At 56.1% G+C, this 22,274-nt stretch carries 23 protein-coding genes; 14 read left to right on the plus strand and 9 right to left on the minus strand.

Translation table 11 applies throughout. From position 1 onward, the window contains the following. The 5 genes from hisD to ACP0GE_RS02585 all read right to left on the minus strand — a co-directional run bounded on the left by hisD (position 1) and on the right by ACP0GE_RS02585 (position 4,692). Positions 1-1,308, minus strand: coding sequence for a histidinol dehydrogenase (gene hisD, locus ACP0GE_RS02565; RefSeq protein WP_424830432.1), 1,308 nt, complete (start codon positions 1,306-1,308; stop codon positions 1-3). Positions 1,309-1,317: 9 nt separating this feature from the next. Next, positions 1,318-2,646, minus strand: a complete 1,329-nt coding sequence (locus ACP0GE_RS02570; RefSeq protein ID WP_424830433.1) for a TRAP transporter large permease — start codon at positions 2,644-2,646, stop codon at positions 1,318-1,320. Between the two features lie 13 nt (positions 2,647-2,659). Then, positions 2,660-3,175 (minus strand): TRAP transporter small permease, encoded by a 516-nt coding sequence (locus ACP0GE_RS02575; RefSeq protein ID WP_424830434.1) that lies wholly within the window; start codon positions 3,173-3,175, stop codon positions 2,660-2,662. Positions 3,176-3,288: 113 nt separating this feature from the next. After that, positions 3,289-4,434 (minus strand): TRAP transporter substrate-binding protein, encoded by a 1,146-nt coding sequence (locus ACP0GE_RS02580; RefSeq protein ID WP_424830435.1) that lies wholly within the window; start codon positions 4,432-4,434, stop codon positions 3,289-3,291. 36 nt (positions 4,435-4,470) lie between these two features. Beyond that, entirely contained in the window at positions 4,471-4,692 is a 222-nt protein-coding gene (locus ACP0GE_RS02585) for a hypothetical protein (protein ID WP_424830436.1), read from the minus strand. A gap of 105 nt (positions 4,693-4,797) precedes the next feature. Here ACP0GE_RS02585 and ACP0GE_RS02590 point away from each other — a divergent pair, with 105 nt between their 5' ends. From ACP0GE_RS02590 to ACP0GE_RS02625, 8 genes are all read left to right on the plus strand, one after another. Next, a complete protein-coding gene (locus ACP0GE_RS02590) occupies positions 4,798-5,856 on the plus strand; it encodes a LacI family DNA-binding transcriptional regulator (protein WP_424830437.1) in 1,059 nt (352 codons plus the stop codon). 189 nt (positions 5,857-6,045) lie between these two features. After that, positions 6,046-6,822 carry a carbon-nitrogen hydrolase family protein gene (locus ACP0GE_RS02595; protein ID WP_424830438.1) on the plus strand — a complete coding sequence of 259 codons (777 nt, stop codon included), beginning with the start codon at positions 6,046-6,048 and terminating at the stop codon, positions 6,820-6,822. Between the two features lie 220 nt (positions 6,823-7,042). Then, a complete protein-coding gene (locus tag ACP0GE_RS02600; protein WP_424830439.1) occupies positions 7,043-8,098 on the plus strand; it encodes a dipeptidase in 1,056 nt (351 codons plus the stop codon). Between the two features lie 30 nt (positions 8,099-8,128). Then, on the plus strand, positions 8,129-9,727 hold the full coding sequence (locus tag ACP0GE_RS02605; RefSeq protein ID WP_424830440.1) for an ABC transporter substrate-binding protein: 1,599 nt from the start codon (positions 8,129-8,131) through the stop codon (positions 9,725-9,727). Next, positions 9,724-10,779: an ABC transporter permease gene (locus tag ACP0GE_RS02610; protein ID WP_424830441.1), complete on the plus strand. Its 1,056-nt coding sequence runs from the start codon at positions 9,724-9,726 to the stop codon at positions 10,777-10,779. Before ACP0GE_RS02605 ends, ACP0GE_RS02610 begins: the two co-directional genes overlap by 4 nt. Further along, a complete protein-coding gene (locus tag ACP0GE_RS02615) occupies positions 10,776-11,690 on the plus strand; it encodes an ABC transporter permease (RefSeq protein WP_424830442.1) in 915 nt (304 codons plus the stop codon). Before ACP0GE_RS02610 ends, ACP0GE_RS02615 begins: the two co-directional genes overlap by 4 nt. Continuing rightward, the gene (locus ACP0GE_RS02620; RefSeq protein WP_424830443.1) at positions 11,687-12,553 is read left to right on the plus strand and encodes an ABC transporter ATP-binding protein; all 867 of its coding nucleotides are present in this window, start codon (positions 11,687-11,689) and stop codon (positions 12,551-12,553) included. The genes ACP0GE_RS02615 and ACP0GE_RS02620 overlap by 4 nt, the downstream gene beginning before the upstream one ends. Then, complete coding sequence (locus ACP0GE_RS02625) at positions 12,550-13,293, plus strand: ABC transporter ATP-binding protein (protein WP_424830444.1); 744 nt, start codon at positions 12,550-12,552, stop codon at positions 13,291-13,293. The genes ACP0GE_RS02620 and ACP0GE_RS02625 overlap by 4 nt, the downstream gene beginning before the upstream one ends. A 127-nt stretch (positions 13,294-13,420) precedes the next feature. Here ACP0GE_RS02625 and ACP0GE_RS02630 read toward each other — a convergent pair whose 3' ends face one another. From ACP0GE_RS02630 to ACP0GE_RS02645, 4 genes are read right to left on the minus strand one after another with little or no spacing between them, the layout of a single operon-like run. Then, positions 13,421-14,209 (minus strand): heme ABC transporter ATP-binding protein, encoded by a 789-nt coding sequence (locus tag ACP0GE_RS02630; protein ID WP_424830445.1) that lies wholly within the window; start codon positions 14,207-14,209, stop codon positions 13,421-13,423. A 3-nt stretch (positions 14,210-14,212) separates the two neighbouring features. Beyond that, a complete protein-coding gene (locus ACP0GE_RS02635; protein WP_424830446.1) occupies positions 14,213-15,289 on the minus strand; it encodes a FecCD family ABC transporter permease in 1,077 nt (358 codons plus the stop codon). Then, entirely contained in the window at positions 15,286-16,137 is an 852-nt protein-coding gene (locus ACP0GE_RS02640; RefSeq protein ID WP_424830447.1) for a heme/hemin ABC transporter substrate-binding protein, read from the minus strand. The genes ACP0GE_RS02635 and ACP0GE_RS02640 overlap by 4 nt, the downstream gene beginning before the upstream one ends. After that, complete coding sequence (locus ACP0GE_RS02645) at positions 16,137-17,186, minus strand: hemin-degrading factor (RefSeq protein WP_424830448.1); 1,050 nt, start codon at positions 17,184-17,186, stop codon at positions 16,137-16,139. Before ACP0GE_RS02645 ends, ACP0GE_RS02640 begins: the two co-directional genes overlap by 1 nt. 239 nt (positions 17,187-17,425) lie before the next feature. Here ACP0GE_RS02645 and ACP0GE_RS02650 point away from each other — a divergent pair, with 239 nt between their 5' ends. The 6 genes from ACP0GE_RS02650 to ACP0GE_RS02675 are packed head-to-tail and all read left to right on the plus strand — an operon-like array spanning position 17,426 to position 22,140. Continuing rightward, positions 17,426-19,465, plus strand: a complete 2,040-nt coding sequence (locus tag ACP0GE_RS02650) for a TonB-dependent receptor domain-containing protein (RefSeq protein WP_424830449.1) — start codon at positions 17,426-17,428, stop codon at positions 19,463-19,465. Between the two features lie 23 nt (positions 19,466-19,488). Then, the gene (locus ACP0GE_RS02655; protein WP_424830450.1) at positions 19,489-19,935 is read left to right on the plus strand and encodes a hypothetical protein; all 447 of its coding nucleotides are present in this window, start codon (positions 19,489-19,491) and stop codon (positions 19,933-19,935) included. A 4-nt stretch (positions 19,936-19,939) separates the two neighbouring features. Continuing rightward, a complete protein-coding gene (locus ACP0GE_RS02660) occupies positions 19,940-20,605 on the plus strand; it encodes a MotA/TolQ/ExbB proton channel family protein (protein WP_424830451.1) in 666 nt (221 codons plus the stop codon). Beyond that, positions 20,595-20,966, plus strand: coding sequence for an ExbD/TolR family protein (locus ACP0GE_RS02665; protein WP_424830452.1), 372 nt, complete (start codon positions 20,595-20,597; stop codon positions 20,964-20,966). Before ACP0GE_RS02660 ends, ACP0GE_RS02665 begins: the two co-directional genes overlap by 11 nt. Further along, positions 20,966-21,355 carry an ExbD/TolR family protein gene (locus tag ACP0GE_RS02670; protein ID WP_424830453.1) on the plus strand — a complete coding sequence of 130 codons (390 nt, stop codon included), beginning with the start codon at positions 20,966-20,968 and terminating at the stop codon, positions 21,353-21,355. Before ACP0GE_RS02665 ends, ACP0GE_RS02670 begins: the two co-directional genes overlap by 1 nt. Then, a complete protein-coding gene (locus ACP0GE_RS02675) occupies positions 21,355-22,140 on the plus strand; it encodes a TonB family protein (protein WP_424830454.1) in 786 nt (261 codons plus the stop codon). Before ACP0GE_RS02670 ends, ACP0GE_RS02675 begins: the two co-directional genes overlap by 1 nt. Positions 22,141-22,274 lie beyond the last annotated feature (134 nt).

The following is a 22,274-nucleotide window of genomic DNA, read 5'->3' on the forward strand; positions in this document are numbered from 1 at the left end:
TTAACCTTCTGCGGTCAGGTCGAAAGTCTCATCGGGGAAGTATTTCTGCAGGCGGATGTCAGCTGTTCGCGCGTGACCCTCCATCCCTTCCAGACGTGCAATTCTGGCCGTAGCTTCAGCGACCGGTTTCGCGCCCTCACGTGTGGCGCGCTGCCAGGTCACGATTTTCATGTATTTATGCACGCTCAATCCGCCGGTATAGCTGGCAGCACCCGAGGTCGGCAAAACATGGTTTGTGCCGGATGCCTTGTCGCCGAAGGCGACGGTGGTCTCTTCTCCCAAAAACAGAGAGCCATAGCAGGACAGCCGCCCCAGCCACCAATCCAGATCGTCTGCCTGAACCGTCAAATGTTCGGGCGCATAGTCATCGGATGTGGCTGCCATCTCCTCGCGGTCTGCGCAAACGATAACCTCGGCATAGTCACGCCACGCCGCCGTTGCGTTTTCACGGTTCACCTCTGGCAGATCGGCAATCAGGATGGGAACAAGCCGCATGACTTCTTCAGCCAAAGGCGTGTTATCCGTGACCAGCCAGACCGGAGAATTGTATCCGTGTTCAGCCTGACCCACGAGGTCCGTGGCAACGACCATCGGGTCAGCCGTCTTGTCCGCCAGGATCAGGCTGTCGGTCGGCCCGGCGATCATGTCGATCCCGACGCGGCCAAACAGCATCCGTTTCGCCTCGGCCACAAACTGGTTTCCAGGGCCTACGAGAATATTGGCCTTCGGTAGGCCAAACAGCCCGAAGGTCATCGCGGCGACCCCTTGCACTCCGCCCATCGCCATAATCTTGTCTGCGCCGCACACATGGGCCGCGTAAATGATGGCCGGGGCGACACCCACATCCGGACGTGGGGGGGAACATGCAACGATATGGTTGCAGCCCGCCACTTTTGCGGTCGTAACGGTCATGATTGCACTTGCGATATGGCTGTACCTGCCACCGGGCACATAGCAACCAGCGGCGGCCACCGGGATCGCCTTCTGGCCAGCAACCAAGCCGGGAACAACTTCAATCTCAAAATCGTTCACCGTCTGCTTCTGCGCCTCGGCGAAGCGTTTCACATTCGCATGGGCAAATTCGATGTCACGCCTCAGCTTGGCTGGCACCTGTGCGGCTGCTGCCTTGATTGTCTCTTCGGAAAGCAGAATTTCACCGTCATACTTGTCAAATTTTCTGGCATATTCCAAAGCCGATTGATCGCCCCCGGCTTCAATGTCATCGAGGATTCCCCGAACAATCTTCTTTGTTTCCGAAGCGTCGCTTTTCGAGGTGAGCGTTGCCTTCTTGAGATAATGTCTCGGCATTATGCGGTCCTATTTGTAGATGTCCGGCAAAAGCACCGTCGAAATCGTCGGTACGTAGGCGATGAAGAGTGTGACGATCAGCATGAAAAGAACGAACGGGATTGCACGATAGGCAATTCTCAGGATCGACTCGCCAGTGATCCCGGCCACCACGAACAGGTTCAGGCCCAAAGGCGGCGTTATGAAACCCACGCCCAGGGCGGTGATCATCATGATGCAGAACTGGATTTCGTTCATCCCGATGTCGTCGGCCAGAGGCTTGAGGATGGGTGCCAGGATCACGATATTGGGTGTCGTCTCCATCACGCATCCTGCGGCAATCAGGATACAGACCATCATGAGGATCAGAACCATCGGATCGTCGCTCACTGATGTTGCCGCCGCAACAAACCCCTGAGGTACGCCAATAATCGCCAGAGCTTCGGCCAAGGGTGCAGAGAAGGCGATAATGGGCAGGATCACACCGTTCACCTTGGCAGAGCTGACCAACATTGCGGGGAAATCGCTGAGCTTCAGGGTGCGCAGGATGAACCCCATGATGATCGTCACCACCACGGCCGTGGCACCCGCCTCGGTTGGGGTCAGACGGCCCGAGAAGATTCCGTAGAAGATAATTCCCGGCACAAGAAACGCATACCAGCCGGATTTCAGCGATTTACCAAGCCGTGAGAAATACTCGCCCATCGAGATGTTCCCACCGCCTTCCCATCCTTTCAGACGGTTCATGATGATGTTGGTGGCAAGGATGGACAGCAAAATTGCAATGCCCGGAATGAGCGCCGCAAGGAAAAGCGTCGAGGCGGAAATCCCCAGTACAAGGCCGATGATGATATATGCGATCGAAGGCGGTATCAGAATGCCGGTACAGGCGCCAGCGGCAACAAGGGCGCAGGCATAGGGGCGGGGGTAACCGGATTCGACAAGACGGTCGATTGTCATTCTGCCGACGGCGGCAGCACCGGCTGCGTCGGACCCCGAGATCGCAGCGAACATGCCGCAGACAAGGACAGTTGCCGACCCAAACCCACCCTTGGCGAACTGAGTCAGCGCCTCGGCCACGTCTAGGAATTTTCGACTGAGCCCCGTTCGCACCAAAACGTCACCTGTCAGGATGAAGAGTGGAACGGCGGTCAGGGCAAAGAAATCGATTCCAGAAAACAATTTCTCGCCAACAAGGCTGAGAGGCAGCGCGCCTGACCATACGAGCATCAGGATTGCTGAGGCACCGATGGACGCCCAGACCGGGACGGCCAGTGCAACAAGGATTACGAACAGGATGACGGGGCCATAAAAATCCCAGCCAAGCACCACGGATTGATCGAGCTGATTCCAAAGCACTGTGTCGCTCCTTTCAGTCGAACAACTTGTCGCCTTCGTAGACGGGACGACCCGCACGAAGGTCCGCGATATCGCGGTATATGGATTGGAAGAGGCGAAGCAGCACCAGGCCGAAGCCAATCGGAACGGCCATCAGGAACCACACCCTGCTGATCCGAAGGCCGTCAGTGACCGATCCGAATTTTGCGGAAACGTGCACTGTCTCGTACGAATAGTAGAGAGCGACGACTGAAACACAGACCATCACAATGTCCCCGAACAAATACAGCAAGGCTTTGGTCCGGGGGCCGACATAATGCATGATCACGTCGATCCTGATATGCCCTCTTTCACGGACAGCCGCGGCTGCGCCGATCCAGGCGAGGTAGATGAAAGAGTAGCGGACGATTTCTTCTCCCCAGATCGACGAATAGGAAAGAATCTCGCGCCGCAAAACTTCGACGAACATCGTGACCACAAGCATCGTGTAAAAAGTCAGAAGCGCCCATCGTTCGGCGTTCCGGTTCAGACTCTGTAGTATTCGCGCCATGCACGTCTCCCTCGCGTCACAAAGTGACGGACCCAATCACATGATTGGATAAACCTGCCCATCAGGATGAAGGGACGGCACTGATGCGCCGTCCAGATTGATGTGAGACACCGCTACGCGTCGTGCACGTAGTATCGGCCCATTGTACCAGCTGCCTCTTCCAGTTTGGCAAAGGTGTCCATGGACCCGGCAAGTTCGACCTTGAACTCGTCCCATTCGGGGCGCTGGAATCCTCCGGCAGCCTGCCATTCGCCCAATTGATCCTGGCTGAGCGAATGGAACTCCACACCTGCCTTCACCAGTTCGGCCATCGCATAGGCGCGTGCCGAAGGGACTTTGGCCAGGTTCTGGTGAGAGGTCAGCTCACCCGCAAATTCCACACCTTCCTGAACGTCGCTTGGCAGCGAGTTGAACCACTCCAGGTTCATCGAATAAACCTGACTGTCCGGAACCGCCTGGGTGAATGTCACATGGCTGAGGATGTCTTTGAACCCAAAGACGAAAAGCGCTCCAACTGATGGATCAAGCGCATCGGCGACACCTTGCTTAATGGCGGATGGTGTTTCGCCCCAAGCCACTGGGGTCGGGTTGGCGCCGACCATCCGATAGTATTGCTGAAGCATCTTCGAACCCGGCACACGGAACTTTATGCCTGCCATATCCGCAGGGGTAATCACCGCGTTGCCACCCTTGCGCACAGCGACAACACGCGGGTCGATGTTCACGTAGAAAAGTGCCTTGAAGCCGGCGGTTTCGATCTTTGGGTGGACTTCGGATTTCCATGCATCTGACGTTACCAGGTTAGTGAAACGCTGGTTGGAACCGCAGAAGTAAGGCATGTTGATCAGGTCGGCGGCGCTTGCAAAGGGCGCGAAATTCGACAGTGAATGCTGCGCGCATTGAATGGTGCCTGCCTGTACGGCCTGAACCAAAGCTCCGCCCGCGCCAAGCTGTCCGCCTGGGGCAAGCTTCACGTAGATCTTTCCGTTGGTCGCGTTCTGGATATTTTCCTTCAGGTCAAGCTGCATGATCGGATAGCTGCGCGACGCACCCAGAACATAGGCCGTCGCCACTGTCATCGTGAATTCAGCCGCATCCTGACGCTCTTTTTCTTCTTTTGCAGTTTGAGCTGATGCCTCGCTTGACCACAGCAGGCCTCCGGCGCCGGCCACCATCGCGGCGGTGAAACTGCCGGTGCTGGCAAGTTTCAGGAAATTTCGCCGTTCCTCGGAAACCTTTTCGTGCTTGTCATGGTCCATATTTTCCTCCCTTTGGATCATGTCTTTATGCTTTAGTTATTTTGATTTCTCGTTGGCCTCTCGCCTTAGCGTTGCCACCACGAAGGCAATGGACGCGGCGAAAAGAACAAGCATTTCGCCGACATCGCTCAGGTATTGAGTAGCATTGAAGGCACCTAGCGCGACATTTGCGGCAAACACCGCAAACAATCCGACAGACAGAGCAAGGAACAAAGTGGCCTCCCCATTTTGATTCTCATGAAATGTAAGCGCTTGCATGATTTAATGCAAGCGCTTACATTGCTGAACTCATATCGTAGCATTGTCACTTCGGCGAAGTGACTTTATTGAGTGTTAAGCTCTCACAAATGAACTGCGTTGCACATGGGAAGAACTGACCGGCATTCAGTTTCTGTTGACAAACTAGCGACATCACCAACGCTGGAAGACGTGGCGCGACGGGCGATGGTATCCACAGCGACTGTATCGCGCTGCCTCAATTACCCTTCCAAGGTCTCTGAAGAGACGCGCAAGCAGGTTTTGAAAGCTGTCGATGACCTTGGTTATGCCCCAAATTTCGGTGCAAGGGCGTTGGCGGCCAAGCGGACCAATACATTTGGCGCAATTGTTCCAACGATGGAGAACGCGATTTTCGCCCGAGGTTTGCAAGCTTTTCAGGAAGAACTGGGACGTCACGGAGTGACCCTTTTGGTGGCGAGTTCATCATACAGCCCAGAACTTGAAGAAGAGCAGATCCGTGCGCTTGTCGCACGCGGAGCAGATGCGCTTTTGCTGATTGGGCATGACCGTACACCGCGGAGCTATGCGTTTCTTGAGCAGCACAAGATACCGTATGTGGTGGCGTGGACATTCAACGGGGATCAATCGCGCCCATCGATTGGCTTTGACAACAGAAAAGCCATGGCCAGGCTAGCGGGGCACGTACTGAGCCTTGGGCATAAAAAGGTTGCGTTTGTCACAGCACCACGTGTCGGAAACGACCGGGCCCGGGAACGGTTCGAGGGTGTTCAGGATGCCATGTTGGAGGCGGGCTTGGATCCCGCATCTCTGACAATTGTTGAAACACCGTATTCCATAGCGAACGGCGCCGCTGCGTTCGAAGGCCTCATGTCTGACAGTTCGCGCCCAACTGCAGTTTTTTGCGGAAACGATGTGCTTGCAGCAGGCGCGCTGACCAAAGCCCGATCTTTGGGCTTAGACGTGCCCGGCGAAGTGTCCATCACGGGCTTTGACGATATCGAAGTCGCGGAAATCGTTTCCCCTGCGCTGACGACCGTTCATGTCCCGCATAGAAAAATGGGCGCGGGGGCCGCCAAGCTGCTTGTGAGAATGCGCAACGGGGAAACTGCTGTTTCGCCGATTGAACTGGAAGCAGAAATAAAGCTGCGGGAGTCACTGGGTCCTGTGGTGCCAGCTATCTGAACAAAGGGAAGCGCGATGTTCAATAGAACCAGTCACCCGAATGGACGTAGTGCGGTGGATACTGACAGCGCAGACTGCGGCCTACCGCTGCACTATTCGTAGCGAGGCAGCACTCAAAAAGCCTATTGCGTTAAAGGCCTTTTCTGCAAACTCTGCTGCCGACCTCACGTCGACAAAGGGGAGAGCAAAATGAAAGTCACCGTCTGCCAGATTGATCCGCGTGCGGGGCAGCTTGAACAGTATCTGGCCGGTCTGGCTGAGCATGTCAGAGCTCGGAACAGTGATTTTGTTTTGTTTCCCGAAATGTGTTTTGCAGATTGGCTGGCCGCCGACGACAAACCAGACGCTGACCGTTGGGGCGCTGCTGTCGCGGCACACGAGGTCGAGGTTGCCCGGCTTTCCCGTTACGGAATGAAAGCCGCCATGGGCACTCGTCCGATTGTCAACGCCGCGGGAAGTCGCCGCAATCAGGCTTATGTTTGGTCAGCCGAGACCGATCACGCGGTACCGATACATGAAAAGTACTATCTGCCGGACGAGCCGGGTTACTATGAGCACACCTGGTATGATCGGGGCGAAAAGCGATTTGATACAGGGCGCGCTTTGGGAATGCGCCTGGGGGTACAGATTTGTACCGAGATGTGGTTCTTTGAATGGGCCCGGCACTATGCGAATTCACGTGTCGATCTGCTATGTGTGCCGCGGGCTACACCTCATGGTTCGGTCGATAAGTGGCTCGCCGGAGGGCAGGCGGCTGCGGTTTGTTCGGGTGCATATTGCCTGTCGTCAAATTTGTGGGCGCCCGTGGGGCAAAGCCCTGATGCCGGTGGTTTGGGGTGGGTCGTTGATCCGGAAGGCAACGTGTTGGCAACCACAAGTTCCGACGATCCGTTTGCGACGGTTGACATCGACCTGGATTTTGCCCGGCTCAGCAAATCGACCTATCCTCGCTATGTCCCAGAGTGACGGATCGCATCAGTTCCAGTGATCGTGTTGTCAACGTGAATTTTCCGGCAAAGTTAAATCTGGCTTTGCGTTCTTGGGCTATGCTCAATCATATTTCGGGCTAGTTCGGCGGGCGCTTCCAAGGCTGAAGCGTCACTTAATTCCCTCTTTTGGTATTTTTTTGTTGCAAATTGATACTAAGGTGCAGAACCATGCGCCCATCACTTAAGCCAAGGTTCTCATGACGTTGCCATTCACCATTGATGGGCACAACGACGTACTCAGCAAAATAGCCGGATCGAATGCGCCTGATCCACTGGCGCTTTTTGATACGGGTACACAGGATTGGCATCTGGATCGTCCCCGCATGACAGCGGGCGGTGTTCTGGGTGGCTTCTTTGCGATCTGGGGGCCGTCCGAGCATGATGCGACGGACTATGACGGGCTCATGTCACAACCGGAGTATGATGCTCCCCTTCCCGATGCGTTGCCACAAGAGGTCGCGATGCAGCGCTCGGTCATGCTGGCAAGTTATCTTATTCAGCTTGAAGAACGCGGTTCCCTTCGTATTTGCCGGAATGCAGCAGAATTGAAGCGTAGCTGCGAAACCGGTGAAATCGGTGCAATCATGCATATGGAAGGTGCCGAGGCTATCGGCCCGGATTTGCTAGCGCTGGATTTGTTTTATGCGGCGGGTCTTCGATCCCTCGGGCCGGTTTGGAGCCGCAACAACATCTTTTGTGACGGCGTGCCGTTTCGGTTTCCGGCCTCGCCCGACACAGGCGGCGGGTTGACCGAGGCCGGTCGGGCTCTGGTTGTGCGGTGCAATGAACTGGGGGTGCTGGTTGATCTGTCGCATATGACCGAGGCCGGATTCTGGGATGTGGCGAAAACATCGAACGCACCGCTGGTTGCCACGCATTCCTGTGTGCATGCCATCTGTCCCCACACGCGAAACCTCACAGATGCGCAATTGCGCACCATTGCCGATAGGGGAGGCGTCGTCGGGTTGAATTATGCCGCGCAGTTCCTTCGGCCAGACGGACGGCGCGATCCCGATATCCCGCTGGAACAGGTTCTGGCGCACCTTGATCACATGATTGATGTCATGGGTGAGGATTGCGTGGCCCTGGGGTCTGACTACGACGGTGCCACGGTGCCCCGGCCCATTGATGGGGTCGAAAAAATACCAGCATTACTCAGCACGATGGAGGCGCATGGATACAAACAGGATCGGATCACGAAGATAGCCAACGCGAATTGGCTGCGCGTGCTGGCCGACACTTGGGGTGGGTAGACCCGAGCAGGGCAATAGGGAGAGAGAAATATGAAGCTATTTACAAAACTCATTGGAACCGCAGCTATTGGGGTGACGATGTCGTTGGGGGCTCCGGCAGCTTTTGCCGAAACGCCGCCCAATATGCTGGTCATGGCCATGCGGATTGATGACATCACAACTGCTGATCCGGCGCAGTCGTTCGAATTCACCGGCATGGAAATGACGCGCAATATCTATGGCAAGCTCGTCAACTACGACCCCCTGAATCTGGACGCAGGGTATCAGCCGGATCTGGCAACCGAGTGGGATGTCTCCGAAGACGGCAAGACCATTTCCTTCACCATGCGCGAAGGGGTTACGTTTCATTCCGGTAACCCGGTAACTGCCGAAGACGCAGCCTATTCGTTGCGCCGTGTGATCAAGCTGAACAAAACACCGGCCTTCATCCTGACGCAGTTCGGGTTCACGCCTGAAAATGTGGATGAGATGATCCGCGTTGAAGATGGCAAGCTGCTGATCACCACCGACCGGAAATACGCGACCTCGTTTGTTCTGAACTGCCTGACGGCGGGTGTAGGCGCGATTGTTGATATGAAAACGGTCGAGGCCAATGCCGTTGACGGCGACATGGGTAACACGTGGCTGGCCACCAATACCGCAGGCTCTGGCCCTTACAAGCTGGTCAGCTGGAAGCCAAATGAAAGCTACATGCTGGAAGCAAACCCTGACTATTACGGCGGCGCCCCTGCAATGCAGCGTGTTGTGACCCGGCATGTGCAGGAAAGCGCGTCGCAGCGCCTTCTGCTTGAGGCGGGTGATATTGATGTAGCGCGCAATCTGAACCCGGAAGACGTGAAAGCGGTTGATGGCAATGGTGATCTGGACGTCTATTCGGCGCTCAGCGGTCAGGTGATGTATTTCGCCATGGGTCAGAAACAACCTCAGTTTTCGAACCCCAAAGTAGTTGAGGCGGTCAAATATCTGATTGACTACCACGCGATGGCCGACAGTTTCCTGGCGGGCGAATGGGCGGTTCATCAGAACTTCCTGCCGGCAACCTACATGGGATCGGTGGACGAGAACCCGTTCAAGTTTGACGTGGAGAAAGCCAAAGCCCTGCTGGATGAAGCCGGTGTTGGTCCGTTCGAATTCGAGGTTGGCGTGCGTGAAGCACAGGACCGCATCGAAATGGCCCAATCCATTCAGAACACATTGGCCGAGGTTGGGATAACCATGAATATCACGTTGGGCACTGCCAAGCAGATCCTGACCCGGTATCGTGCGCGCGATCTGGACGCCTATCTGGGTGCCTGGGGGCCGGACTATCCGGACCCGCAGACCAATGCCGGTACGTTTGCCTGGAATCCGGATAACTCGGACGAAGCGAAGGCAACCGGAATCCTGGCGTGGCGGAATTCGTGGAACCCGGGTGAGCTGACCCAGATCGTCGACGATGCCAAGGTCGAGCCTGACACTTCGAAACGGGCTGCCATGTACGAAGAGATCCAGGCGATCTCGCGTGCGACGTCACCCATAGCGGTTATGTTCCAACGTACCGAGCGCTCGGGGGTTGCCAGCAATCTGAAGAACTGGAACCTCGGTGGTGCTGTCTCTGAGGCCGGGTACTTCGTAGTCACCAAGGAATGAGTGACACGTCTATAGACGAGGGGCGCGATTTCGCGCCTCTCTTTCGCTTTATCAAAGGCACCGCACTGACCATCGGATCGATTCTGGTGACGATGCTGGGGTTGCTGTTTATCACCTTCATCATCGGTCGGGTCATGCCGGTCGATCCGGTGATCGCCATTGTGGGCGAACGAGCTACACCTGAGTTGTATCAGGAAACCTATGAAATGCTGGGGCTGGATAAGCCCCTGCTTGTGCAGTTCTGGTATTATTTGTCAGATGTTGCCCGGCTGGATTTCGGGATTTCCTATCTGAACGCCCGCCCGGTCGCCGAAGATATCAAACGGGTTTTCCCCGCAACGCTCGAACTTGCGACGCTGGGCGTGCTGGCCGGTATTCTTATCGGAGTACCGCTGGGGGTCGCGGCCGCCGTAAACCGTGGCAGCTGGATCGATCAGATCGCGCGTTTTGTGGCGCTTGTCGGATATTCGATGCCCATTTTCTGGCTGGGTCTGATGGGGCTTATGATCTTCTACGGGCAGCTTCGGTGGGTCGGTGGCCCCGGTCGTCTGGACATTTTCTATGAGGACATCGTGCCGACACGCACAGGTATGATCCTGGTGGACAGCCTGATCGCGGGCGATATGACCGTGTTCTGGAATGCGGTCAGCCATATCATCCTACCCGCTTTGCTGCTGGGTTATTACTCACTGGCTTACATCAGCCGCATGACTCGCAGTTTCATGCTTGAACAACTCAGCTCGGAATACATCCTGACGGCGCGTGTAAAAGGCCTGCCTGAACACATTGTCATCTGGCGTCACGCGTTTCGAAACATCCGCGTTCAGCTGATTACGGTCATTGCGCTGTCATACGCCGGGCTACTGGAAGGATCGGTGCTGACCGAGATTATTTTCAGCTGGCCCGGCATCGGCAGCTATATCACAACAGCCCTTCTGAGTGCAGATATGAACGCCGTTCTTGGCGGCACGGTTGTTGTTGGTTTCTGTTTCATTCTGCTGAACGTCACAAGTGATCTGCTGTATAAAGTTCTTGATCCGAGGGCCAAATGACCAACCAAACGTTAAGGCAGTGGCTTCTTTCGGATGAACCAGAAAGCAGAGTGCAAGCCCGCGCAGCCTCATTCTACAACAACTGGTTGACCCTGCGTGGCAACGCAATGGCCATGATCGGGTTGATTATCATTGTGGCGTTGGTTCTGACGGCGCTTTTTGCCCCGCTGCTTGCACCACATGATCCCTATGTTCAGGACCTCGGTAAACGGCTTATGCCATTGGGAACCGAGGGGCATTTGTTGGGGACGGACAGCCTTGGGCGCGATATCCTGAGCCGTCTGATTTATGGGGCCAGAATAACGCTATATATCGTTGCACTGGTTGCCTTGATCGCGCCTGTTCTGGGGCTTCTGATCGGCACTGTCGCGGGATATGTCGGTGGTGTTGCAGACCTGGTTTTGATGCGGATCACTGACATCTTCCTTGCGTTTCCCCGGCTTGTTCTGGCGCTTGCCTTCGTGGCAGGCCTTGGGGCCGGTATCGAAAATGCCGTGCTGGCAATTTCGCTGACCGCGTGGCCGCCCTATGCCAGATTGGCGCGGGCCGAGACACTTACCATCCGGTCACAGGATTACATCAGCGCAATCCGTTTGCAGGGGGCTGGCCCATTTCGGATCATAACGCGCCACATCTGGCCTTTGTGCATCAGTTCCCTGATCGTTCGGGTTACTCTGGACATGGCAGGGATCATCCTTGCAGCCGCAGGTCTTGGCTTTCTGGGGCTTGGTGCGCAACCGCCCAGTCCGGAATGGGGGGCAATGATCTCGGAAGGGCGCCGATTTATCCTTGATCATTGGTGGGTTGCCACAATGCCCGGACTGGCGATTTTCATCGTTTCCCTTGCGTTCAATTTGCTGGGTGACGGGTTGCGGGACATCCTCGACCCCAAGCAGGGGGGGCAGGGATGAGCGAGCAGCTTTTGGATGTTCAAAACCTTTGGGTGCGCTTTCCGTCCCGCCGGGGGATATTTGACGCTGTGCGGGGGATCAGTTTCAGCCTTGGGCGCGAACGACTTGGGATTGTGGGGGAAAGCGGATCCGGAAAATCGATGACGGGCCGCGCAATCCTGCGCTTGGTGCGCGAACCGGGAATCGTTGAGGCAGATCATATCAACCTGCACGACGTTAACTTGCTTGATTTACCGGAACAGCAGATGCGCTCGGTCCGGGGGCGCAAAATCTCAATGGTCATGCAGGATCCGAAATTCAGTCTGAACCCGGTGATGACCATTGGTGCGCAGATGATCGAAGCTCACCGCCAATCCACCGGGGCAGGGCAATCAACCGCCCGTGCCCGCAGTTTAGAGATGTTGGATGCGGTGGCGATCCGAAACCCGCACAGGGTCCTTCGGGCCTATCCGCATGAGATGTCGGGGGGAATGGGTCAAAGGATCATGATTGCCATGATGCTGGCGGCGAACCCCGAAATCCTGATTGCCGACGAACCCACAAGCGCGCTGGATGTCTCGGTGCAGCGTCAGGTCCTGAATATCATGGACGATCTTGTGCGCGAGCGGGGGATGGGGTTGATATTCATCAGTCACGACCTGAATCTCGTATCCGAATTTTGCGACCGGGTTCTGATCATGTTTGCAGGACGGATTGTCGAGGTTTGCGACGCCGACAAACTGGCTGAGGCGAAACACCCCTATACTCAGGGCCTTCTGAATTCTTTGCCTCGTCTGGATGTTCCGCGCGACCGGCTTGCGGTTTTAAAACGGGACGATGCCTGGGCAGAGGCCCCGTCCGTCAGCGGGCAGATCAAGTCATGAGTATGGTTGAGATAACTGACCTGAACGTCTGGTTTGGAACCGGAAGAGACCGGGTGGATGCTGTGCGTGGTGCAACCCTGTCTGTGGATCAGGGGCAGAGCCTGGGTCTTGTGGGCGAAAGCGGTTCGGGAAAATCAACAATCCTGAGGGCGCTGTCAGGTCTGGTCTCTGACTGGTCCGGGCGCATGTCTGTCAACGGGGCTGAACTTGGTCGACATCGATCGCGGGAGTTTTATCAGACCGTACAGATGGTTTTCCAGGACCCTTACGCTTCGCTTCATCCCCGTCAGACGGTGGATCAGGTTTTGTCAGAGACTCTGCAATTGCACGGTATGCCGGATGTTGACCGCCGGATCGAGGACCTGTTGGCAAACGTCGATCTTGGTCACAGGTTCCGCTTTCGCTATCCGCATCAGCTGTCCGGAGGGCAGCGTCAGCGGGTTGCAATCGCCAGGGCACTGGCGACCGAGCCGGACGTGTTGTTGCTGGACGAACCGACCAGTGCTCTGGATGTTTCCATTCAGGCAGAGATACTCAATTTGCTGAAGGACATTCGGACCGAACGTTCATTGACTTACTTGATGGTAAGCCATGATCTCGCGGTAGTTGGACATTTGTGTGACCAGATCGCCGTTATGAATTCCGGAGAGATTGTGGAACGGTTGAATGTCGATCAGTTGCGCAGCAGGACAGCAGAACATGAGTACACCAGGCAGCTGATTTCCAATTCTCATGTTTAGTCCTGCGGCGTTAGAAGGCAGAGAGCTTGTTTCCGCTGGTCTGCAAGCCATTGAGAGAATTATTCAAGTGGACATATCTCACTAGTCAAATTGCCCGGATTGCGCAGTTAACCCGGAACCACGCACTCTATGAGTTCGGCGCTTGGACCATCGCTTGCGGTAGAACAAACGGGATTTCGGTTCCGGGTAATGTACTGATTGGCAGATCAATGCCGTAGACCTGTTTCATCGTATTATTATTCAACACGTCCGAGACAGTGCCCGACGCCCAGATATGACCTTCCGACATGACATGAACAGAGTCGGCAAACATCGCCGTCAGGTTAAGATCGTGCATGACGACAACAACGCCACCACCCTGGTTCGCAAAATCCCGTGCGATGTTCAGAACCGTGAACTGATGAGCGATATCCAGACTGGCGACGGGTTCGTCCAGCAGCAGCCAGCGGGGTTGATCCTGCTCTCGTGCTTCCCAGACCTGAGTCAGAACCCGGGCCAGTTGAACGCGTTGCTGCTCCCCTCCTGAAAGATTTTGATAGGATCGGTTTTCGAACCCGGCAAGATCGACATGGGCCAAGGCATGCGCGGGCAGGCTGTCATTGGCTGCCGCCAAGCCGCTTGCAAGTCCCAGTCTGACGATCTCAAGCACGGTAAACGGAAAGGCAACGGTCGATTGCTGTGGCAGCACACCCCGCATCGCTGCCAGTTCCCATGGCTTGAGCGTCGCGATGTCGTGGCCGTTCAGCGTTATGCTCCCAGAGGCTTGGATTTCTCCGGACAGTGCCTTTAGCAGGGTGGATTTGCCCGAACCGTTGGGGCCGATGATGGCTGTGACCTCTCCGGGCGTTGCCCTAAAACTCACACCATGCAGGATTTCTTTGCGCCCCATGTGAACGTGGATGTTCTCAGCTTTCATAAGTTACATTCCCATTGATCCGTGACGTCGCAGCAGTATCCAGAAAAACACCGGCGCGCCGAGGATTGCGGTGACAATCCCGATGGGCAGTTCAGCCGGGGCTACGATGATGCGGCTGATCATGTCAGAGCAAAGCAGCAGGGTTGCGCCCAGCAGCGCCGAGTTCATCAACAACCGATGATGATCCGGCCCTGTGCTGAGCCGCAGAAGATGGGGCACGACGATGCCGATGAAACCGATCCCCCCGGAAACGGCCACAGCGGCGCCGGTTGCCCCGGCTACTGTCATGATCGCGATGTTTTTACTGCGTTGCACAGGGATACCCATGTGATGAGCAATGGCCTCTCCCATCGCTAGGCCGTTCAGTGATCGGGCCAGGAACTGCGTACAGATGATCGAAACCAGAATGATCGGCGCTGCGGTGGTCACCTTGGTCCAGGTCGCACCAGCCAGCGACCCCATGCCCCAGAAGGTGAGATCCCTCAATTGCTGGTCATCGGCCATGTAGACCATGATGCCAGACACAGCTCCGGACAGAGCCCCCAACGCGATACCAGCCAGCAGCATGGTCGCTACGGATGTCTGCCCCTGGCGTGTTGAGACGCGGTAAAGGATCATGACCGAGGCCCAGCCCCCCAGAAAGGCGGCAATCGCAATCAGACCGTCACCGACCCAAGCCATTACTGCGGCAGGCAGAGAACCCCCGAAGACGATGGCAGTGATTGCGCCCAGCCCGGCACCGGCACTGACGCCCACAATACCGGGATCGGCCAGCGGATTACGAAACAGCCCTTGCATGACGACTCCTGAAACCGCCAATGCTGCGCCGACCAGAATCCCCATCGCCAGCCGAGGCAGTCTAATGTCGATAAGAACGATCCGATTAAGGTCCGAAATATTCCGACCCTGGATCAAATCCGTAACGGCTGCTGTCAGCGACGCTTCGGATGCGCCGATGGAAACACTTGCTATGCTGGTTACGACAAGCGCAACCAGCAGGGCCAGAGTCGCACGTCGTGCTGTCACCCTGCGGTCCTGCACTGCCGTCCGAGCTTCGCCATGATCAAGTATCAGCGTCATGACTCGTTGATGTCCTGCAGCGCCACAGACAGGTCCAGGATCGCATCGGCCGTGCGTGGGCCAAAGCCCAGAAGGTATGCGCCCGGCATCCGGATAAGCGCCTTGTTGCGCCCTGCCGGCGTCAGTTGAATAGCGGGCAGCGCAAACAGGTCTTCGTCCGACGTCGCCTGATTTCCCCGCCGATTCATCATCAGAATGACGTCGGGCGCATTGACGGCCAGCGCCTCGGAGGTCATCGTTTTGAAACCCGGCACATTGGCCGCCGCGTTTACCCCACCCGCCATTTGGATGATACGATCCGCCTGCGTATCGGCACCGCCAACGGTGATTTCACCGTCTCGGGCTGACAGAACGAACAGAACGCGCAGTGGTTCCGCACCGGCCAATTTCAGGGCGCTTTCCTGCGCATGATCCATTTTTCGCGCGACCTGTTTCGCCAAGTCTTCCGCCTCAGCCTCGATGCCAAGAGCCGCACCAACGGCTCGGATTTTGGCGACAACCCCATCGCGTGAGAATTCGTCCGGGACGGACACATATTCCACCCCGGCTTCTTTCAGCACCGCAACGGTTTCTGGCGGACCCGAGCCATCGAGCGCCAGAATCATGTCAGGTGCAACCGACAGAACACCTTCGGGCGAAAGCGCCCGCAAGTAGCCGACATCAGGCAGGTCCAATGCCTCAGCCGGATAACTCGATGTGCGGTCGCGGCCAACAAGACGGTCTTGTTCGCCCAAGGCATAGATGATTTCGGTTACTGAACTACCAAGGGCAACGATGCGCTTTGCTTCGGCATCTGCCGTGACTGCCGAGGTCAAAAGAACGGCGCAAAACGCTAAGATATTGCGCATCAGGCCACCTCGTTTTCTGCGGATGCCAAGCCAGCCACTATTGCATCCCACGCCGGACGGTGATCAACCTCACCGGCGCGACGGCCAAACACTTGGAAGATCAGTCCGCCTTCGGCGTCAAACGCCTCGACCGACACTGCCGGTCCCCGCTGCGTGGGTTTGGTGACGGCCCAGACCTCGGCGATTTGGTCGGTGCGCAGGTGCAGATTGAACCGCGAATCCAGTACGTTGAACCAAGGTCCCATCTGTTTCAGTACCTGCACCGGACCGCCATGGATTTCGATACAGCCGCGATTGCCGACAAACACCATAACCTCAAGCCTCTGGTCACGCACCTGTTCGAACAATCCCGGTACGACTTCAGGCTGCAGCAAGCGCGCCAAAGGTTCTCCGGCAATACGATAAGCCCCAAGGCGATTCATCTTGAGCTTCGAGGTCAGGCGCATGAACTGATGCGTATCGGTCATCTTAGCCCACTCGCTGCGCAGGGTTTCGACCCGTTCGATATTGGCCTTGGGCGCCTCGGTGGGTTTGCGTGATGTGGTGGCGATGGTCTGGGACTGATCATCCGACGCCAACATCTGAATCAGATGGTTCCAATGATCCAGATCAGACGCGTCGCGCAGAAAAACCTTGTGAACCGCATCACCCGCCGCATCAAACACCTGAATCGAGCGGCGCACGCCGGTTTCGATCTTACGTTCGACGGCGAAGGCATGAACCCAGTGACTGGGGAACATACGCAGATCAATCTCTTCGGTCAGGACCATCGCGGCATGGGCTCCGGGATGGTAATTGTCGTATTGCCCAACTTTTTCGATCACGCAGGCTGGGTTGCGTGTCAGCGCCATGACCTCACCCAAGCCATTCAACTGACCAAAAAGATCATCCAAATTTGATGTCAGCCGTGTCACGCCGTGCCCGGTGAACGCTGCGACAAGCTGACCTTCTGTCAGCCCAAGCGATTCCGCCAGTTCGCGATCCCGTTTACCCGCCTTGTTTGCAAAGGCATCACGAATCTCCTGAGGGGCCAAAAGCACCTGTTCCATAGTGGGTTTCCCATATTCATGTTGTTCTGAGAGATGCTGGCCCGGACGCCGATGGTATCGGTGACCCGCTGGCAAAGACTGATGATACAGCCAAGAAATTTTGTTGACTGTTTTAGTAAGCTTTATTAACGAGCACAAGTCGCCGTTAAAAGGCGATTCCAAAAAACAACAAAAAGACTGACCCAAGCCAGCGCTCCGCAAGCATATCCGGTCCTCACAAATGTTTAGAAGGGACAGAAATGCGTGCGCGAATTCAAAAGGCGTGCCTGCTTGGCACCGCCTCTTGCCTCAGTTTGATTACGGCCACTGCCATGGCGCAGGAACAGGAAGATGGCTTTCTGGGCACACTGGAACTGGGCGAAAGCAAACGGGAAATCCAGACCGATACCGCGGTGCCAATCACGAATATCGACCAGGAAGAGATCGATGACCGTCAGGCAAACACGGTTGCAGAACTAATCGACTCGGTGCCGGGGGTGACGTTGGTGAACGGGTCCACACCACAAGGTTCAGGGATCAATATTCGGGGTTTCGGGGCCAACGGTACCTTTGGAACCGACCAGAAGGTTCTGATACTGATTGATGGTGCAACCACCGGTGCGGAAGAATTATATCGGATCGGCAATCAACTTTTCACAGATCCGCAACTTTACAAAAGCGTTTCGGTGATCCGCGGCACCGTCGGGTCATTTGAGTATGGCTCGGGCGTTGTGGGCGGTGTGGTTCAACTGGAAACCAAGGACGCATCCGACTTTACAGGAGGGGAGCCGGGCTTCCGTTTCCGTCAAACGCTGGAAGGTTATTCGAATGGTAGCGGTTTCGCGTCGTCGTCGATTTTGGCATGGCAGCCTAATCAGCAGACTGAGTTCCTGTTCAATTACACCTATCGCGATCAGGATGATCAAGAAGACGGGGACGGCGAAACAATCGGTAACAGCGCCTTCAGCCTTCCGTCGCTGTTGGCAAAGGGTAAGTACAGCTTTGGTGACAACCTTGAACACTCGATAACTGCGTCTTGGAACCAGTCCACCTCGGAAGAACGTGATGTACCATACGATTCCTTTGGCACTTCTGCAGATGCGTTCGGAAATGTGGACCGCGACATCGAAACGCGCATCGGTATTCTGCGGTATCAATACCAGCCAGTCGGCAACGACCTGATCGATCTGGACGTCAACCTGAGCTATTCAGAGCAGTCCATCGACAGCAGCTACGTCCCTGGATCGTCAAGCCTTGAGGGCACACCGTTTTTCCCTGGCATTCAGGCGCTGGCTGATGCATCGCATAACTACGAAACAACCAAGCTGACTATCAAAAATGCGGCCTATTTTCAAACCGGTCTTGCCTCGCACGACTTGCGGGCCGGTATCGAATTCATCGACCGCAAACGCCTCGATGCTCCATCGGCGCCGGGTGGTACTGATCGCCGGATCGCTGTTTTTGCGGTGGACGACATACAGATCGGCGACCAGCTGACGATCACGCCAGCCCTGCGCTATGAGACGCAGGATGTCGAAGGCGATGGCAGTTCTGCTCCGTTCAACGCCAGCTACGACAATGACGCGCTGATGGGCGGCTTGTCGGCCCGTTATGAATTTGCCAACGGTTTTGCCATCTTTGGCGGCGGGGCGTACACCGAAAGCCTGCCGATCATCGACGACTTGGGTAATCCTTTATTCATGACACGGCCCGAGAAGTCGCGTACGTGGGAGACGGGTTTCTCATTTAATCGCGGAGATATCTTCGCCGAGGGCGACGTCATCCGTGCCAAGGTGAACTTCTACGACACCAATTTGCGTGATGTGACTTCGTACAGCCAGTCCAACCGGCTCACCGGAACCACTATTCTTCTGGACGAAGTTGAAACCCGTGGCGCGGAAATCGAAGCATCCTATGCAAATGCAAATGGTTTCTACGTCGACTTCAACGCCAATTTCGTCAGCGGCACAGAAACGAATGAGGCAGGTGTTGAAACGCGCTGGCGCAACGAGCCGTCTGACTCTGCACGCATCACCCTCGGCAAGCGCTTCGGCGAAACGCTTGACATCAGTTGGGAGCTTTTCGGGGCCAAATCCGGATTTAATTCTTCGGGCGACAGAGTTGCTGGCTACGGCGTGAACACTCTGCGTGCGACCTATCTGCCGCAAGAGGGTGCATTGGAAGGTTTCGAAATCCGGGCCGGTGTCGAGAATATTCTCGACAAAAACTACCTGACCAGTCTCTCCACCCGAAACGCCCCGGGTCGGAATTTCAAACTGACAATCGCCAAAACCTTCTGATCTGAAACGCGAAAGGACCAGTCATGCGAATAGCATCAACAAGAAATGCTCTGGCGGTCCTGCTGGCCCTGCTCCCAATTCTGGGGGCAGGGATGGCCAGTGCGGATGACGAGAAGGCCGCCGGTGGTGTGTCGATCGAGCTCAGCTCGGCGGAAATCAGGGGAAAAAGCTGTCTGCTCAGCTTTCTGGTTGAAAACACCCATAGCGAAGATATCGATGGCGCCGTCTATGAGACTGTTCTGTTCGGGGCTGAAGGTCAGGTTGCCCTGCTTACCTTGCTGGATTTCGAGGACCTGCCAGCAAAACGCCCTCGGGTCCGCCAGTTTCAATTCCAGGACATGGTTTGCAACCAGATCACCCGCATCCTGATTAACGGCGCGCAGGTCTGTGAACACAAGGGTGGGATCGAGGACGCCTGCACGTCCGGCCTGAAACTCAGAAGCCGTCTTGAAACAGAGATGATTGGGTAACCCGATGGATGCGATGCTTCATAAACTAGTGGGAATTCTGGAACTCGGCGGGCCGGTTGTAGCGATTCTGATCGTGACTTCAATCGCCACGTTGTCGCTGATCTTCTACAAGCTTTGGCAGTACAAAGCAGCCGGGGTTGGTCGCCACATCGAACTATCCCTGGCGGTTGACGCCTGGGATCGGCGGGATCGAGCCACCGCGCTGGCGCATCTGGGCAAAAGCCGTAGCTATCTGGCACCGGTGATCGCCATGTCCCTAGGCGGCGAAGGGCTCGCCTTGTCAGAACGGGTCGATGCCGAAGCTGAGGCGCGATTTGCCGGTCTTGAACGGGGCCTCAACGTTCTGGATATGGTGGCGCAGCTTGCGCCGCTGTTGGGATTGTTCGGAACCGTGCTGGGCATGATCGAGGCTTTCCAGACTTTGCAAGGTGCAGGCAACGCGGTGGATCCTTCACTGCTTGCTGGCGGGATCTGGGTCGCTTTGATGACAACGGCGGCCGGGTTGGCCGTCGCCATGCCGACCTCGCTTGTACTGACCTGGTTCGAAGCTCGCATGACCCGCGAACGCATCTTTGCCAACCGTGCTTTGCGGACCGTCTTTGCACCGGGCCATGCTGCCGAAGAGACGCGTGCTGAACCTCAATCCACGGCTTTGGCGCATGGCGCTTGAGACCCGCAAGAAACGGCGCAGACGCCTGTCGATGACGTCGCTGATTGATGTCATCTTTTTGCTGCTGCTGTTTTTCATGCTCACTTCGACCTTTTCGAAATTTGGTGAGGTTGAGTTTGCGACGGCCACCGAAGGCGGTTCTGAAACAGATGTCCCGCTACGTTTCGTAAAGCTTGAACAGGATCGCATTCTTGTTGACGGGACAGAGGTAACTTTGGATGCGATCACAACCCTGTTTGACGGCAATACCGCGCAATTGGCGCTGATCAGTCTCGACCAAAATGCTACGTCACAACAACTCATTGACCTGCTGACCACCCTTCGACCCGTGGCCAGCTTACGCGTACAGGTCATCGGGTGATGCAGGTGCACCTCAAAGAAAAACAGGCCCGCGAGCCGACCATCGCATTGATCAACGTCGTTTTCCTGATGCTGGTTTTTTTCATGATTGCAGGAACCTTGGCACCGCCCTTGAGCAATTCGGTGAAACTTGTCGAGACGCAGGATCTGGAAGGGCGCGAGCCGCCGGACGCTTTGGTCATCCGGGCCGACGGAGTACTGGAGTATCGCGGGACCGAGCTGATCAATGCCGAAGCCTATGTGGAACGGGCCTCAATCGACCTTCCTTTAGATGCCGTTCGCGTGGTTCCTGACAGGTCGTTGCCCGCGATCCACTTGAAGGAGGTCAGCGATGCCCTTCGGGCTCTTGGGGCAAGTAAGATTTATGTCGTGACAGAAAGGGGTTTGTAATGATCCCGAATTCTCGTGCCGTCGCCGTATCCGTCATCATTCTGGCCGCCGCGACGCATTCTCTGGCCTTGCATGAGTTGGAACCGGAGAAAACGGCGCAGATCGAAGGTAGTGGTGTGGTTCGCGCTGCCGCGCTTGGATCGTCTTTCAAGGACTTCTCGGCCGGGACAACGGCATCTGCCCCTGAACGAGAGCCACAAAATGCGGTTCAACCCGACCAGATCACTCGGAAGGTCGATCCGCAAAGGCACAAACCAATGGTCGCAAAGCCCATGCTGACGCAAACCACGGCTGCTGCGCAAATACTGCGCCCGCCGGAAGCGGCCTCGTCTTCAACGGCCGTTACTGAGCCGGTAACGCCACCTGTTCGGCAGCCGGAGCCGGAGGAGAAGAAGGCCGCGCAGACTTCGGCAAAAGCTGGCAACTCAAACCGCAATCAGAAAAAGGGCAGTGTGACCGGAGAAGACGCAAAAGGTGCTGAAACCGCAAAAGAGGCAAACCGAACAGCTGCCTCTCAGGGTAATGCCGATGCCGACAATTATGCAGGGAAGATCAAGCGCAAGATTCTTCGGGCACGCCGCAAGAGTGTGAATATCAAAGGATCGGTGATTGTCTCATTTCGTATTGCGGATAGCGGAGCTTTGCTTTCTGCCAGCATTGCACGCAGTTCAGGTTCACAGCGCCTGGATCAGGTTGCCCTGGCACAGGTGCGCGCAGCGGCACCGTTTCCTGCCCCTCCGGCATCGGTCAGGCGAGAGTATTCTATGGAAATTGTAAGCAAGTGAGGCCAGTCGATTTATCCACGCGACCCATCTCACAAGACGCAGTGGATGAACTGGCCCTACTTTAGCGCTTCTATCCGGAATATCAGACAGCAACCTTAGATGATGGTTGCGTAGAAGCCTCAACCATCAACACA

Origin of the sequence: Ruegeria sp. (genome assembly GCF_965243365.1) — a bacterium.
Classification (GTDB): domain Bacteria; phylum Pseudomonadota; class Alphaproteobacteria; order Rhodobacterales; family Rhodobacteraceae; genus Ruegeria.

Bases quoted from the DNA above. Each gene is read 5' to 3' on its own strand.
- ACP0GE_RS02665 (WP_424830452.1), top strand. From the start codon at position 20,595: ATGGCGCTTGAGACCCGCAAGAAACGGCGCAGACGCCTGTCGATGACG.
- ACP0GE_RS02590 (WP_424830437.1), top strand. From the start codon at position 4,798: ATGGGAAGAACTGACCGGCATTCAGTTTCTGTTGACAAACTAGCGACA.
- ACP0GE_RS02580 (WP_424830435.1), bottom strand. From the start codon at position 4,434: ATGGACCATGACAAGCACGAAAAGGTTTCCGAGGAACGGCGAAATTTC.
- ACP0GE_RS02610 (WP_424830441.1), top strand. From the start codon at position 9,724: ATGAGTGACACGTCTATAGACGAGGGGCGCGATTTCGCGCCTCTCTTT.
- ACP0GE_RS02595 (WP_424830438.1), top strand. From the start codon at position 6,046: ATGAAAGTCACCGTCTGCCAGATTGATCCGCGTGCGGGGCAGCTTGAA.
- ACP0GE_RS02630 (WP_424830445.1), bottom strand. From the start codon at position 14,209: ATGAAAGCTGAGAACATCCACGTTCACATGGGGCGCAAAGAAATCCTG.
- hisD (WP_424830432.1), bottom strand. From the start codon at position 1,308: ATGCCGAGACATTATCTCAAGAAGGCAACGCTCACCTCGAAAAGCGAC.
- ACP0GE_RS02635 (WP_424830446.1), bottom strand. From the start codon at position 15,289: ATGACGCTGATACTTGATCATGGCGAAGCTCGGACGGCAGTGCAGGAC.
- ACP0GE_RS02675 (WP_424830454.1), top strand. From the start codon at position 21,355: ATGATCCCGAATTCTCGTGCCGTCGCCGTATCCGTCATCATTCTGGCC.
- ACP0GE_RS02645 (WP_424830448.1), bottom strand. From the start codon at position 17,186: ATGGAACAGGTGCTTTTGGCCCCTCAGGAGATTCGTGATGCCTTTGCA.
- ACP0GE_RS02575 (WP_424830434.1), bottom strand. From the start codon at position 3,175: ATGGCGCGAATACTACAGAGTCTGAACCGGAACGCCGAACGATGGGCG.
- ACP0GE_RS02660 (WP_424830451.1), top strand. From the start codon at position 19,940: ATGGATGCGATGCTTCATAAACTAGTGGGAATTCTGGAACTCGGCGGG.
- ACP0GE_RS02615 (WP_424830442.1), top strand. From the start codon at position 10,776: ATGACCAACCAAACGTTAAGGCAGTGGCTTCTTTCGGATGAACCAGAA.
- ACP0GE_RS02585 (WP_424830436.1), bottom strand. From the start codon at position 4,692: ATGCAAGCGCTTACATTTCATGAGAATCAAAATGGGGAGGCCACTTTG.
- ACP0GE_RS02655 (WP_424830450.1), top strand. From the start codon at position 19,489: ATGCGAATAGCATCAACAAGAAATGCTCTGGCGGTCCTGCTGGCCCTG.
- ACP0GE_RS02605 (WP_424830440.1), top strand. From the start codon at position 8,129: ATGAAGCTATTTACAAAACTCATTGGAACCGCAGCTATTGGGGTGACG.
- ACP0GE_RS02625 (WP_424830444.1), top strand. From the start codon at position 12,550: ATGAGTATGGTTGAGATAACTGACCTGAACGTCTGGTTTGGAACCGGA.
- ACP0GE_RS02600 (WP_424830439.1), top strand. From the start codon at position 7,043: ATGACGTTGCCATTCACCATTGATGGGCACAACGACGTACTCAGCAAA.
- ACP0GE_RS02650 (WP_424830449.1), top strand. From the start codon at position 17,426: ATGCGTGCGCGAATTCAAAAGGCGTGCCTGCTTGGCACCGCCTCTTGC.
- ACP0GE_RS02670 (WP_424830453.1), top strand. From the start codon at position 20,966: ATGCAGGTGCACCTCAAAGAAAAACAGGCCCGCGAGCCGACCATCGCA.
- ACP0GE_RS02640 (WP_424830447.1), bottom strand. From the start codon at position 16,137: ATGCGCAATATCTTAGCGTTTTGCGCCGTTCTTTTGACCTCGGCAGTC.
- ACP0GE_RS02620 (WP_424830443.1), top strand. From the start codon at position 11,687: ATGAGCGAGCAGCTTTTGGATGTTCAAAACCTTTGGGTGCGCTTTCCG.